Annotated in this window: 14 protein-coding genes; 5 read left to right on the forward strand and 9 right to left on the reverse strand. The window is 45.3% G+C overall.

What is annotated here, in order from left to right; genetic code table 11:
- Nucleotides 1-53 precede the first annotated feature (53 nt).
- The 7 genes from N5E84_RS05045 to N5E84_RS05075 form a co-directional block, all read right to left on the reverse strand.
- Complete coding sequence (locus tag N5E84_RS05045; protein WP_026027546.1) at nucleotides 54-1,037, reverse strand: rhodanese-related sulfurtransferase; 984 nt, start codon at nucleotides 1,035-1,037, stop codon at nucleotides 54-56.
- Nucleotides 1,038-1,127: 90 nt separating this feature from the next.
- The gene (locus tag N5E84_RS05050) at nucleotides 1,128-1,910 is read right to left on the reverse strand and encodes a heme ABC transporter ATP-binding protein (protein ID WP_010319753.1); all 783 of its coding nucleotides are present in this window, start codon (nucleotides 1,908-1,910) and stop codon (nucleotides 1,128-1,130) included.
- Nucleotides 1,907-2,941, reverse strand: a complete 1,035-nt coding sequence (locus N5E84_RS05055) for a FecCD family ABC transporter permease (RefSeq protein ID WP_019282391.1) — start codon at nucleotides 2,939-2,941, stop codon at nucleotides 1,907-1,909. The genes N5E84_RS05050 and N5E84_RS05055 overlap by 4 nt, the downstream gene beginning before the upstream one ends.
- A 10-nt stretch (nucleotides 2,942-2,951) precedes the next feature.
- Nucleotides 2,952-3,800, reverse strand: a complete 849-nt coding sequence (locus N5E84_RS05060) for a hemin ABC transporter substrate-binding protein (RefSeq protein WP_019282390.1) — start codon at nucleotides 3,798-3,800, stop codon at nucleotides 2,952-2,954.
- 51 nt (nucleotides 3,801-3,851) lie between these two features.
- Nucleotides 3,852-4,262: an ExbD/TolR family protein gene (locus tag N5E84_RS05065; protein ID WP_013856733.1), complete on the reverse strand. Its 411-nt coding sequence runs from the start codon at nucleotides 4,260-4,262 to the stop codon at nucleotides 3,852-3,854.
- A complete protein-coding gene (locus N5E84_RS05070; protein ID WP_019282389.1) occupies nucleotides 4,259-4,966 on the reverse strand; it encodes a MotA/TolQ/ExbB proton channel family protein in 708 nt (235 codons plus the stop codon). The genes N5E84_RS05065 and N5E84_RS05070 overlap by 4 nt, the downstream gene beginning before the upstream one ends.
- Nucleotides 4,966-5,676, reverse strand: coding sequence for an energy transducer TonB (locus N5E84_RS05075; protein ID WP_029388257.1), 711 nt, complete (start codon nucleotides 5,674-5,676; stop codon nucleotides 4,966-4,968). The genes N5E84_RS05070 and N5E84_RS05075 overlap by 1 nt, the downstream gene beginning before the upstream one ends.
- A gap of 301 nt (nucleotides 5,677-5,977) precedes the next feature.
- On the opposite strand from N5E84_RS05075, the gene hutX reads away from it, so the two are divergent.
- Together hutX and hutZ are read left to right on the forward strand one after the other, a co-directional pair.
- Nucleotides 5,978-6,487, forward strand: a complete 510-nt coding sequence (hutX, locus tag N5E84_RS05080; protein WP_026027544.1) for a heme utilization cystosolic carrier protein HutX — start codon at nucleotides 5,978-5,980, stop codon at nucleotides 6,485-6,487.
- A gap of 54 nt (nucleotides 6,488-6,541) precedes the next feature.
- Nucleotides 6,542-7,072 (forward strand): heme utilization protein HutZ, encoded by a 531-nt coding sequence (gene hutZ / locus N5E84_RS05085; RefSeq protein ID WP_017044790.1) that lies wholly within the window; start codon nucleotides 6,542-6,544, stop codon nucleotides 7,070-7,072.
- Nucleotides 7,073-7,196: 124 nt separating this feature from the next.
- Here hutZ and N5E84_RS05090 read toward each other — a convergent pair whose 3' ends face one another.
- Nucleotides 7,197-9,347: a TonB-dependent hemoglobin/transferrin/lactoferrin family receptor gene (locus N5E84_RS05090; RefSeq protein WP_029388256.1), complete on the reverse strand. Its 2,151-nt coding sequence runs from the start codon at nucleotides 9,345-9,347 to the stop codon at nucleotides 7,197-7,199.
- A 212-nt stretch (nucleotides 9,348-9,559) separates the two neighbouring features.
- Nucleotides 9,560-10,456 (reverse strand): ROK family protein, encoded by an 897-nt coding sequence (locus N5E84_RS05095; protein WP_019282387.1) that lies wholly within the window; start codon nucleotides 10,454-10,456, stop codon nucleotides 9,560-9,562.
- Nucleotides 10,457-10,679: 223 nt separating this feature from the next.
- Between N5E84_RS05095 and ribA the strand changes: the two genes are divergently transcribed.
- The 3 genes from ribA (at nucleotide 10,680) to N5E84_RS05110 (ending at nucleotide 14,217) form a co-directional block, all read left to right on the forward strand.
- The gene (gene ribA, locus N5E84_RS05100) at nucleotides 10,680-11,327 is read left to right on the forward strand and encodes a GTP cyclohydrolase II (protein WP_013856740.1); all 648 of its coding nucleotides are present in this window, start codon (nucleotides 10,680-10,682) and stop codon (nucleotides 11,325-11,327) included.
- Between the two features lie 166 nt (nucleotides 11,328-11,493).
- Nucleotides 11,494-12,756 (forward strand): imelysin family protein, encoded by a 1,263-nt coding sequence (locus N5E84_RS05105; protein ID WP_019282386.1) that lies wholly within the window; start codon nucleotides 11,494-11,496, stop codon nucleotides 12,754-12,756.
- Nucleotides 12,757-12,834: 78 nt separating this feature from the next.
- Entirely contained in the window at nucleotides 12,835-14,217 is a 1,383-nt protein-coding gene (locus tag N5E84_RS05110) for a di-heme oxidoredictase family protein (protein ID WP_019282385.1), read from the forward strand.
- The last annotated feature ends 7 nt before the right edge of the window (nucleotides 14,218-14,224 follow it).

Here is a 14,224-nt window from a genome sequence, read left to right on the forward strand (position 1 = left end):
TTTTTCTATTCCAATAGGATTTGAATCCTTTGAAGTAAGCATTGGGGTAAATATTAGCGCTTTGAGCCGCGCTGCTCAGCTTTACGTGCTAATTTTTGCGCACGTTTTTGCTCGATCAGTGATGCGGTATCGCCGCCAATGTGTGCTTCTCCACGCTGTTTTGCGAGCTGAACTTGTTTTTCTCGCTCACGGAAACGGGCCAGTTGTTCCGCAGAGTGAGTACCGAAGCAGGATGGGCAACTGACGCCTTGCTCGTAGACTTCGCTCTGTTTGTCTTCATCGGTAATCGGCAAACGGCAAGCGTTACATACATCGTAGTGACTCTCTTTTAAAGCGTGCCCTACAGCCACTCTGCCATCAAACACATAGCAGTCACCTTGCCATAAGCTCTCTTCTTGCGGCACTTCTTCTAAGTATTTCAAAATGCCACCTTCGAGATGGTACACCTCATCGAACCCTTGCTCTTTTAAATAAGCCGTGGATTTTTCACAGCGAATCCCACCAGTACAAAACATCGCGACTTTTTTGTGTTTCTCTGGTGCGAGGTTCTTCTTCACATAATCAGGAAACTCACGAAAGGTTTCAGTGTGTGGGTTAAGCGCATTTTTGAAGGTGCCAATTTGGATTTCATAATCATTACGGGTATCGACAACCAGCACATCAGGGTCTGAAATTAGCGCATTCCAGTTTTCTGGTTTCACGTAAGTGCCCACAACGTGACGAGGGTCAATGCCTTCAACGCCCATAGTGACAATCTCTTTTTTTAGCTTCACTTTGGTACGGTTAAATGGCTGCTCTGAGGCTTGTGATTCTTTGTAAACCGTGCCTTTCAAGTTCGGTTCTGCATCAAGCCAAGCCAGTAGCACATCTATCCCTTTGCGTGTTGATGCCACAGTGCCGTTAATTCCTTCACTGGCTAATAATAGCGTGCCACGAATTTGGTTTTCCTCCATTAGTTCAAGAAGCGGTGCTTGCAGCTCTTGGTAGTGATTGAGTTCAACAAACTTATAGAGTGCACAGACGACGTACTGACTCATGGGGTACCTTTTAAAAAACGATATGAAGAATTGGGGCGCATTATAGCGAAGGGACGCGCCCACAAATACGGACAATTATTAAGGACAATATTAGATGGGGTAGACCATTGGGAAATCCATGGTTGGATGCGCGGCGACAAGTGACGAGTAGCCATACACCTGCTCAATTCTTTCTGCATTGAGCGCTTCCCAAGGTGGGGCATCGCAAACCAGTTTGCCATTGTGCAGCATCACCATACGATCTGCATATTGAGCCGCAAGGTTGAGATCGTGCAGCACGACGACAACAGCGCACTGCTCTTGGCGGGCTAATGAACGTGCAATGCGCAGTGTATTGTGCTGGTGAGCCAGATCTAACGCTGACGTTGGTTCATCCAGCATCAGGATTTTTTTGTCACCGGAGTGGTGAAGTTGAGTTAATACCCGCGCCAGATGTAAACGTTGTTTTTCACCACCCGATAAAGCCGGGTAGAGATTGTTCGCTCTATCGCTGATATCGGTTTGTTGCATGTAGTGTAGCGCCACTTCACTGACTTGTTGATGGCTTAAATTTAATGGCAGTGCGCCTAATTCCACCACTTCTTGAGCGATAAAAGGAAAGCTCAACGTACTTTGCTGCGGAAGAATGGCCAAGTGCTTTGCTAACTCATTCGGTTGCCACAGTGCTTGCGGAACACCGAAGTAAGCCATTTTGCCTGTTGATGAGATTTCACCGCTGAGTATTTTCAACAAGGTACTTTTTCCAGCACCATTGGGGCCAAGTAATGCCGTGACTTGACCTGAAAAAATCTCAATATCAATCTTATCCAAAATGGTTCGATGGCCAAATTTAACCGATATATTACTGGCTTGGATCGCTGCCGTTGTACTCAAAATACTTTGCCTTTTTGTTGAAACAGAAGATAAAGGAAGAAAGGTGCACCCACCAGCGCAGTCACAATCCCGACAGGCAGCTCCGCAGGTGCCACTGCTATACGGGCAAACATATCGGCGACAGTGAGTAAGAGTGCACCAAGTAAAGCCGAAATGGGGATCAAACTACGGTGATCGGGACCAACCAGTATCCGGCCTAGATGAGGGATGACTAAACCGATAAAACCAATCATACCCACCGCGCTGACGGTCACTCCAACGCCGAGTGCGCTGAGTAAAATCATTGAACGTTTAAGCCGTTGCACAGAAATGCCTAGATGACGCGCTTCAGACTCGCCAAGTAATAATGCGTTGAGCGCCATCGCTTGACGAGAGAAACAGACGAGCAGCAGCAGTAAGGTCACAGCGCACAAGAGAATATTTTGCCAGTTTGCACCCGCCAGTGATCCCATTGACCACAATGAGAGATCGCGTAGCATTTGATCGTCTGCAACATAATTCAAATAGCCAATACCCGCCCCCGATAGCGCGCTGATGGCGACGCCTGCGAGTAGCATGATGGTGACGGAAGTACCAAATTTACTGGTGCCTAATCGATAAACCAACAAGGTAGTCAATGCACCGCCTAAAAAGGCAAAAATAGGTACCACCGCAGCGCTCATCCACGGGTCGGAAAACAGCGCTAAATTGGCGAATAGCACAATCGCAAGTGCGGCTCCGAGGGCTGAACCTGCCGAAACACCGATAATGCCAGGCTCAGCTAATGGATTCCGAAACAGGCCTTGCATCACCGTTCCGCACAGCGCCAAAATTGCGCCGACCAACAAGCAGAGCAGGGTACGCGGAAAGCGTATCTCGTGGATGACTAAATTGATGTGCGCGGCAATGTCATTGGAGTGCAGCACGAGACTTTTTATGCTGTCACTGAAGCTGATATTCATTGGACCAACGGTGACAGAATAAAGGCTCACTAAGATTACCAAAACTAACAGCGTTGCATTCACCACATTTTTTGAGAGATGACGTAACAAAATAAGTTCCTTAAGGATAGAGCAATGCGTTTAGACGTTGCGCTTCAGCCAAGCTTTTAAGGCCTAACCCGCCGACGAGAGCGTGGCCATCGATGGTGATGATCTGCTTATTTATCCCAGCCGGAGTTGCTACTAACGTCGGTATGGATTGCAAAATGGCGTCTGCTCCTCCGAGTTTTTCATAACTGCGGCCACTGACTAAAATCACGTCCGGTTGCATCTCAATTATCGCTTCCATCGACAGTGGTTTATAAGACGTCACTTGTTCAGCGGCTGGGTTAACCGCGCCAGCCAACTCAATAATGCTGTTTGGCGTGGTGTCACTGCCCGCTACGTTGGCTGCCCTTCCTTCGTGGATAAGGAGAAATAGCACTTTTTTCGGTGTCTTGTGGGTAGATTGATGGTGGGTTAACGCCGCTATTGTGCTTTGAACTTGCTGTTTGAGCGCTTTAGCTTGAGGCTTTGCATCAGCGAGCGTCGCGATTTGGTCAATGCGTGCCAACAACCCCTGTGGTGTGGATTCATCATTCACCACCTCGACGCTAACGCCAGCGCCTTTAAGCTGTTGCAATGTGCTTTCTGGCCCCATTTCACTAGAACCAATCAATTGTGTTGGTGCTAAGGCTAATAATCCTTCTGCGGATAATTGGCGATGATAACCGATTTTTGGGAGAGCAAGATCGTTTGGAATTTCACTGGTGACATCGACCGCAACAAGTTTATTTTGTGCGCCTAACGCAACGAGGATTTCGGTCACCGCGCTGCCCGCACTGATGATCCGTTCTTGCGCGCAGAGCCAAGGTGAGAAGATGAAGAGCGTTATGGCAACAAGCCAATGAGAAAGAGATTTGTGTGTCATCGTGTTGTACTCATGAAAATCATACGGTTTTTAAAAGCGCGTATGAATAGGCTATTGGGGATGGTCGGTTAATAACTGAGTGGCAGCGATGCCATTGTCTTGCAAGAACGCCAGCAATTTAACCAACTGCTGCACTTCGGCGGTTTTGTCTGCGCCAATCACGATCGGGCGATCACTCGCTTTGCTTTGCTCTAACAACGCCAATGTGAAATTATTCCAATCGATATACTGTTTGCCATCGATAGCCCAGTAAGGTTCGTGCGCCAGAAGATTCACTGTGATTGACTGCTTGTTCACTTCACTCACGGTGGGTGAGTCGGTTGTTGGCAGTGAAACGTCTAATGACTCAAATTTAACCGCGGCTGTAAGCAGTAAAAACACCATGACAATAAAAATGATATCCAACAATGGCGTTAAATCTGGCATTAATGCGGATGAGTGAGAGTGCGGCGTTTTAATCATGATGCATTAACCACATCATTATCAGAGACGTCTTCATACTTAGCTACACGCTCTTGTTTGGTGGTGCAATCATGCTGTAAAGAAACACCTTCGAGCCATAAGTTGACATAATTTAGTGTGTGCTCAAGTTTTGCCATCACTCTGTCAGCCCATACGCCAAGCAATTGAGCGCCGGTAATTGCGGGAAGCGCGATCAGCAAACCTGCAGCCGTGGTTCGCATCGCAATGCCTAGGCCATCCGCAAGGTCGTTTGGCGTAATATTGCCAGAAGAGAGCGCCACCCCTTTGAACATTTCAATCAAACCTAACACAGTGCCAAGTAAGCCTAGCAGCGGGCTGATCACACCAATCAAAGATAAAATACGCAGTCCAGAATGCAGTTGATGACGCTTTTCTTGCAACCAAATGCCCGCCGCATCTTCACGTAATCCTTTAGAGAAATCGTGATGAGCAAGTAGCATGGCAACCCCTTTATAAAGCAATGGGCGCTTGCTGGAAAATTCACTGGCTAGCGTCTCAATTTGCGCTGTATTGGTCGGTGATATTTGGTTGAGCGCACTACCGATCGCACCTTTTCCAACACCAAGGCTCAGCAGTACTTGGAAAAGCCGTTCAGTAATAATCATGGTCGCAAGTGCTGAGCAGACAAAAAGAGGCCAGGCCATCAGGCCAAGTTGTTGTTCTAGTTGAGTAAGTAATTCCATTATCCTTCCAATTTAAAACGTACTGGGATTTGCACTCGGTGGGCTATTTTTTCACCGTTCACCACTTGAGGAGAGAATTTCCATTGTTTGATGGCATTAAGAGCCGATTCATCCAGCAGCGCCGCGCCCGACGAAGAGAGCAAAACCTGTTTGATTTGGCGGCCGTTTTCGTCTAACCACACCTCATACATAGCGACCCCTTCAATACCTCGTTTTTGTGCAAGCCTTGGATAAACAGGAGGGGCTGGGCGAGTAACAAAAGACGGCGCATCGACTAATTTCGGTTGATTAGTTGCACCATTACTGCTTGGGGTGGCGGCAGTTTTCGGTGTCGATTCTGCACTATTTTCATTCTCTACAGAGGATGTCACCGCTTCCTTTACAGGAGTTTGCACTTGTGCTGATTTTGTCGGTATTTTAGGTGCTGGTTTGTCTACTACAGGTTTGGACAGGCTCTTTTGCTGCACCACCTTTTGCGGCTCTTTTTTTGCTGGTTTGGGCTTGTTGGCTCTCTTTTCTGGAGGTGGGGTTTTTGTTGCTTGCTCTTGTAATACCTGAGCTTGAGGTTGAGCCACAAAGTTAATCGACACTGAGGTGGATTGATTTCCCGCAGGCATGGCAAACACTTTTGATTCGTCGTCAACAAACAAAATCGCCGCGTGAATTGCGAGAGATAGGCTGCCAGCGACAAGATATCTAGTGAAATTCACGTTGTACTCCATATAAAAACAAAGCGTTCAGAGAGAGGATTATCACCCATCAATTAAATAAGATCAATTATCAATTGCATTATCATTTGCATCAAATTATGATTTTATGAATTTGAAAAGATGGGTTAGAAACGCCTTGTTAGCACAGGGTTTTCTATCAACCACAATTAATCATAAACAATCTGAATTAATTCACCTTTGCCATAACTTTACTTACTGGATCGGGTTTTTAGTGGCGATTAATGTGATGTACTGAGCCAGCGTAAGGCGATTTAAAGCGAAGAACGAACTGGAAATGAATATGGATTTACTTGAACAGAAAGTGGCCTCTTTATTAGAGCAACAACCGACCTTATTGCCGGCAGCGATGGCGCAAGAGTTGAATGTGACTGAATTTGAAGTGGTGCAGGCATTGCCTGAAGAGATGGTTGCGATTGTTGATGGGGCTCAAGCTCAATCGCTGTTGGAATCACTAGCGGATTGGGGAATGGTCACAACGATTGTCCACTCTTTTGGCTCTATATTTGAAGTGAAAGCGCCTTTTCCAAAAGGGAAGTTGGCTCGTGGCTATTATAACTTGATGGGTAAAGAGGGCGAGTTACACGGTCATTTAAAGCTGGAATCTATCCAACACGTTGCTTTAGTCAGTAAGCCTTTTATGGGACGTGAAAGTCATTACTTTGGTTTCTTTAGTGAGCAAGGCGATAACATTTTTAAAATTTATCTAGGCCGAGATGAAAAGCGCGAACTGATTGCAGACCAAGTCGCACGTTTTAAAGCACTACAACAAGACGTTCATTCAAACCAATAATATTGATATAACAATAAGCCCTGAACGCAATGCGAAAGGGCCGAGGAGAAAGTCATGGATCAGCAGATCAAACAAGAGCGATTACAAGGACGATTGGAGCCTGAAATCCAAGAGTTTCGTCAAGAACGTCGTACATTGCAATTGGCTACGGTGGACGCGGAAGGCCGTCCGAATGTGAGCTACGCGCCATTTGTGCAAAACCAAGAAGGTTACTTTGTGCTGATTTCGCACATCGCTCGTCATGCGCGTAACTTGGAGGTGAACCCGCACGTCTCCTTGATGATGATTGCAGACGAAGGTTCATCAAAACAGATTTTTGCCCGTCAACGTTTGACGTTTGACGCCGTTGCGAGTGTTGTACCACGTGAAACGGCATTATGGCAGCAAGTCATCGGCCAAATGCAAGCTCGTTTTGGCGAGATCATTGATGGTTTAAGCCAGCTACAAGACTTTGCACTATTCCAATTGAAAGTAGAAAAAGGTCTTTATGTGAAAGGCTTTGGCCAGGCGTATCAAGTGTCTGGTGATGACATGGTTGATTTTGTGCACCTTGATGAAGGGCATAAGAAAATTTCCAACGCGTAATCTTAATCGCTCAAGATACATTGGACATTGGAAGAAAAGGCTAGTTATCTAGCCTTTTTTATTGAGGAGTTCATGGAACAACAAAGCCAGCATAACGCTGGCTTTGTGAATAATGGTTTAATCGCTAAAACTCATATTTAGCGGTAATAGCATAGTTACGCTCAGCTTGAGAGTAGTCGTTATCTAAGCTTGTTTTACCGCGGATATCATTCCAACGGTAGTACTCTTTGTCGGTTAAGTTAAATATGCCCGCAGTAATCGTGACATCTTGCATTGGTTTAAAGTAAGCGGTGATATCGACAATGGTCGCACTCGGCAGTTCAACTTGGTTTTCTGTACCGCTATTAAGCTTATCACGGTTGATATTACCGGCTGACTTCGCTGCAGTATAATTCAACTTCAGGCTAGTACCCCAAGTGGTACTTTCATCATCATAATTTAGTGCTGCGACAACATTCCATGGGTTTACGCTGTTCAATGGACGTCCGTTACCATCTTCACCTTTGCTATAACTTGCCGCTAGGCGTGTTGATATACCATTCGGGGCTCCAATTAACTGATCCAATTGTAATTGATTTGATAATTCAATTCCTTTGATCGTCGCTTCACTTAAGTTGACATAAGAGTAGTGCTCTATCTTGTTCTCTTTCTTTGTTATGACTTGTTCAATGAAATCATCATAATCGCTATAAAATGCAGAAATTTCAGTTGCCGAGGAATTTGTATTGTGACGATAACCCAATTCATAGGCCAAGCTTTTTTCTGACTTAAGGTATGGGTTTGGATCGTTCACATAATTGTGAGCAATGTTGTCATACGTGTAGTACAGCTCAGTAAAGTTAGGGGCACGGAAACCTTGGCTGACTTGAGCAAATGCCGAATGTTGATTATTGATGCGGTACAGTGCACCAAGACGGCTGGTGAGTGCTGAATCGTCAAATTTAACGAGGGGTTCTGTGGTGCTACCACCGGGATCGGTGCTAAATGAATCATAACGAAGGCCTGGTGTGACAATCAAATTACCGCTCAAAAGGGTGATCTCATCTTGAACAAAGAGGCCGATTTTTTGGTCTGTAGCATCCGGTGTATAAACCAAAACTTGATTTGGCGTGGCAGGATCCGAGTTGAGTTCTGTATTGGTATTTGAAATATCGCTACTGGCAAAACTTAAACCATAAATAAAGTTATGTTCGGTTTGACCTAAGGTAACTAACTTATCCAGTTGCGTTTCTAATTCAATTTTATCTTCATTATAGAAGTAATCTTTGGTTTGTTGGTTGTCCGCATTGGCTGGAGTGTAAGGAGGCCTTCCTGACGATGCTGGCTGAAAACGGTGCGTTAAGCCGTTATCTTCTTTGCTTTGCCAAGATGCTCGGCTAGTGATGGTGTCTGCGATGGCAGAGTCAGCTAGCCAAATGTGTTTGATGCCAAGGCGATACTGTTTCGTTGTATCTTGACCATGATAGTTTTTGTAACTGGAATGAGCGATATCAGAATCTGTTTTGTTATGCAGTGCTTCACCAAAGAACTCCAAACGGTGAGCATCGCTCAGTTGATATTGGAGCTTAAGTAGCAAGTCATTTTTTGCACTATCTTGACTCTCTATCGAATAATTTTCTTTACGATCTGCAAAATTTTGTTGCTCTTGTCCATCACGGCGAGTATAGGCGACCAAGGTCTCTAAATTGCCACTTCTATTTGCAATGGCAATATGTTCACTGAAAGATTTATCTTCTGAAGAGTAGGAAAGCTTTGCTTGTCCGCCTGTGGTTGCGTCTCCTTTTAGGAAATCACGAGGATCTTTGGTGTCAAAAGCGACGACACCACCAATGGCATCACTGCCGTGAAGGCTTGACGCCGCACCTTTGATGACTTCAACACTCTTTACCATATCGGGATCGATACTGATAGCGCTCGAATTGACAAAAGAGTAAGGACCTCCGTCGAATGCTTGTCCTTGTGTGACTCCATCAACCATGATTTTGATTCGATTACCTTCTACGCCGCGAATATTGATGGTCTGTACACCTTGGCGAGATGAGCTATTGGTTGAAACTCCAGGGGTATATTCAAGGATAGCTGCGACATCTTTTGCCATATTGGCTTCAATGTCTTTGCTCGAAACTACAGCAACAGAAGCGGCGGTATTTTCGATAGTTTGAGAAGTTCGCGTTGCCGAAACAACGACCTCATCGAATCGAGAAACTTCTTCTGCGAGAGCAGCAGGGGAAAGCGCTAGCAATATGGAGGCTGATAGTAGTGTTTTAGTGTACATCTGAGTTATTACCTTATTCATCAATAACAGATTCAAGCTGTGCGCAATGATATTGGATCTAAATGGTAATTACTATCATTTGTGTTTGTGTGTTAAGGTGAAATGTAAATAGAATTAGGAGTATATGTTTTAAATATCAGTCATTTGATATGTAAAACACTTGCTTTACTTAATTTTTCGATGACTAAAGTTGTGACTTTAATCACTTTCTGCTAGTTCAAACCTAGCCAAGCTGCACCACGGATGCCGCTGCTGTCACCATATTTTGCTTGGGTAAACACAATCTGTGCACTATCAGAAAAAACATAGTTCGCTGTTGCCCGAGGTAGATCAACATACAGCGATGCTACGTTTGATAATCCTCCGCCAAGCACTATCACATCAGGATCCAACACATTGACGATGCAAGCAAAGCTGCGCGCCATTTGATCAATCAATTGTTGATAAAGCTTTGTTGCTTGTGGGTCTTGCTGCTGGTAGCGAGTGATAATTTCGGCTGCATTCCACTCTTGTTGACCAATCAACTGAGCACTCTTTGTTAAGCCAGAACCGGAGATAAAGAGTTCAATACAGTTATCGCGTCCGCAATAACAGTGGCGAGTAGGCCCATCACGTTCACTGGTAAAACTTGGCAGCGGATTGTGCCCCCACTCACCACATACGGCGTTCGCACCGACCAATACCTGTTTGTTGATCACAATACCGCCACCGCAACCTGTGCCCAAAATCGCGCCAAAGACTACGTTACCATCTTTGGCGGCACCATCGACCGCTTCAGACAGCGCAAAGCAATTGGCATCATTGGCAATAACAACATTGCGTTGCAGGCGAGCGCACAGATCGGCTTTTAAATCTCGACCATTTAAAAAAGTGCAATTGGCATTTTTGATAAGCCCTGTCGCTGGGCTGATGGCTCCGGGAAGTCCAATCCCGATTTGGCAGTGAGTTTGCGTTTCGCTTTCGGCCATTGCAACCAGTTGACATAAGGTGCTTAGAAAAAGCTCGTACTCATGTGGGGTAGGGGTTCGGTGTTTAAAGAGGGTGTTTCCTGATTTATCCAGTACGCAAATTTCAATTTTGGTGCCGCTAATGTCGAAACCTATCAGCATGATTTTTCCTTATTTTGGATGTTGAGTGTGAGTCCTGACTATGGAATATAGTCTAATAATCAACGTGTTTTGTCTTTGAACTGAACAAGATAACGTGAAGTGGTGAGATTTTTTCTTTTGATTGCTGAGAATTGTTATATTATAACATTTCTCAGCAAGTGATCTTTTTATTGAAAAGGGGAGTATCTATCCCCATAGTTAGGTCATCAATGGGTCAATTCGAATGCAAATCAATTCAGCATTGCAACAAGCAATTATTCAAGTGAGTGTAGATATGGCGGAAGTACGAGCCAGAGTGGATTTCAAAGTCGGTCTAAAAAGCAATATTGACGCCGAAATACTCTCTTTTAGAGGACTGAAAACAGACAAAGAACATGTTGCGGTCATTTTTAAATCCGCTGATGTTACTCAGGAAACTCCTTTAGTCCGTATGCATTCAGAGTGTTTAACGGGCGATGTTTTTCACTCATCACGCTGTGATTGTGGTGAACAATTAGAAGAAACCATTAATAAAATGGGCGAAGTTGGCGGCATTATCCTCTATTTGCGTCAAGAAGGTCGAGGCATTGGTCTGTACAACAAAATTGATGCCTATCGCTTACAAAGTGCGGGGATGAATACCTATGAAGCCAACAATCATCTTGGCTTTGGTGACGACTTGCGTGATTTCACTGAAGCGGCGCAGATGTTGAAAGCGTTAAATGTGACCAAGATTCGTTTAGTCACTAATAACCCTAAAAAAAGTCGTGAGCTGAAGGAGCATGGTATTGAAATTGTAGAGGTCGTGAATACCGCGGCACATATTAAGTCGGGTAATGAAAATTACCTCAAGGCCAAAGTCTCCCATGGCAAACACAACTTAAAACTATAATTCAGATTTATAGATGATAGCCAAAAACCTCATTTCGGTGAGGTTTTTGGCGTTTTTACCTTGCAAAAAAATGGATAATTTGTATTATCGGCGACTAAAAGTGCAAATGATAATAATTAGCACTACCATAAGATAACGCTCAAATCGCCTCAACAAGGATGCTCCCATGAAAGTTAACACGCCTCTTATTCAGTCAATTGCTGCCTCACTTGCCATCGCAAGTAGTGCGTCATTTGCCGCTACCGTCACTAAGGAGCAGGTGGTCGAACATTATGCCAATATTGCTCATGCCGTGTTTGCTGATTCGCTGACGACCGCTCAATCATTAGAAAAATCAATCGATCAGTTCTTGATGACTCCCTCGGCGGCTAAATTGGAAGAGGTGAAACAAGCGTGGTTAGCATCGCGAGTGCCTTACCAGCAGTCCGAAGTCTTCCGTTTTGGCAATGCCGTTGTTGACGATTGGGAAGGGCAACTCAATGCTTGGCCTCTTGATGAAGGGCTGATTGACTACGTCGCTACCGATTACCAATATGAACTGGGCAATGAAGGCGCCAGCGCCAACATCATTGCCAACCAAACGTTGAAAATTGGTGCGACAACGATTGATGTCTCCACTATCACACCAGAGCTGATTGCCAGCTTAAACGAAATTGGTGGCTCTGAAGCTAACGTCGCTTCAGGTTATCATGCCATTGAGTTCCTACTGTGGGGCCAAGATTTAAATGGCACCAATGCGGGAGCTGGTGCTCGTGCTTACACAGATTTTGTCGTGGGTAGCGAATGCACCAATAACCATTGTGATCGCCGTGCTCAATATTTAAAAGCGGCTGCTCAACTGCTCGTGCAAGATTTGGCATGGATGGAAAAACAGTGGTCTGCGGATGAAAAAGCCAATTACCGTCATGAATTGCTTGCTGAATCAGCAGACAATGGTTTGCGTAAGATGTTATTTGGTATGGGGTCTTTATCACTGGGCGAATTAGCGGGCGAGCGTATGAAAGTGGCGCTAGAAGCAAACTCAACTGAAGATGAGCACGATTGTTTCTCGGATAATACCCATAACTCTCATTACTATAATGAACAAGGTATTTACAACCTTTATACGGGTTCTTACCAGCGTCAAGACGGAAAGGTACTAACAGGCCCAAGCCTGAATGATTTAGTGGCACAAAAGGATGCACAAGCAGCCAAAGAGATTCAAAAGCAGTTTGACAGTGCGCGCGCTGAAGTCGGTAAATTAGTCACGTCGGCTGAAAAAGATAATCAGCATTTCGATCAATTGATCGCGGCTAACAATCCTCAAGGCAACGCGATAGTCAATGGAGCCATTATGGCTTTAGTGGCTCAAACCGCTTCGATAGAACGTACCGCTTCAGTGATTGGGATTGATAACCTTAATCCAGATACTGCAGACCACGAATTCTAATAATAAGATGAAAGATCCAAGGGCTCAGATGAGCCCTTTTCCACGTTTACACTGAATAAAGATGTTGAGAAAAGCCCAATGAGATCGTTTTTTACCGTCGCGCTCCTAACCTTGTTTGCCAACCCCGTTTATGCCGATGAGGTGAAATCGGGTGGCAAAACCAGTACAACCAAAGCTGGGCCGAATGCTTACTCGCTTCCTGCGGCCAATTTGCCGATGAGCAAACGGCTCGATTTTAGCGTGGGAAACAGTTTCTTTCGTAACCCTTGGGTGCCAGCGCCATCATCCACTGATGCAAGAGATGGTTTAGGGCCGCTTTTTAACACCAATGGTTGCCAAAATTGTCACATCAAAGATGGTCGCGGCCATCCGCCAGAAAAAAATGACACACATGCCGTTTCGATGTTGGTTCGCCTGAGTATTCCAGCGGTGACGGATGAACAAAAAGCGATCTACGCCAAAGAAGGGGGGATCCCCGAACCCGTCTATGGTGGACAGTTACAAGATTTCGCTCTGCCCGATCAAAAAGCAGAAGGACAAATCCACATCACTTATCAAGAGATTGCGGTTGCTTTTACGGATGGCCACCAAGTGATGTTACGCAAACCTAATTTAAAAATTACTGAACTTGGTTATGGTGATATGCATCCTGACACCCAGTTTTCGGCGCGTGTCGCCCCGCCAATGATTGGCCTTGGCCTACTTGAAAGCATTGCTGATGCCAGCTTATTAGCAATGGCAGACCCTGAAGATAGTGATGGCGATGGTATCTCTGGCAAAGTGAACCGTGTTTGGGATGTAGAAAAAAAAGATTTTGCCATCGGGCGTTTTGGTTGGAAAGCCGGGCAGCCTAGTTTAATGCAACAGAATGCCGCGGCGTTTAACGGCGATTTAGGATTGACCAGCCGTTTATTCCCAAAAGAAAACTGCACCGAGAAGCAAACACTCTGTCAAACCTTACCTAACGGCGGCGACCCTGAGGTCAGTGACAACATTCTTGATTTTGTCGAATTCTATTCTCAGCATTTAGCCGTTCCAGTGCGTCGCAATGTCGACGATCCACAAGTGAAGCTGGGTCAATCATTGTTCAAACAAGTTGGCTGTGAGAGTTGCCACCGCACTGACCTTAAAACGGTAAAAAGAACGGATCGCCCAGCCTTGTCAGAGCAAGAAATCCATCCTTACAGTGATTTACTACTGCATGATATGGGCGAAGGGTTAGCCGATAATCGTCCAGAAGCCTTAGCCAATGGACAAGAGTGGCGTACCCCGCCTTTGTGGGGGATCGGCTATACGCAAGAGGTGAGCGGCCATACTTATTTTTTACATGATGGCCGAGCGCGTAATCTCATGGAAGCGGTACTTTGGCATGGTGGTGAAGCGCAAAGTGCCAAAGAGAAAGTACGTCAATTCAATGCCAGCGAACGCAACGCGTTGATCGCTTTTCTTAATTCTTTATAGGGTGCGA

The sequence above is a fragment of the Vibrio sp. J502 genome (assembly GCF_025397955.1).
Lineage (GTDB): Bacteria > Pseudomonadota > Gammaproteobacteria > Enterobacterales > Vibrionaceae > Vibrio > Vibrio anguillarum.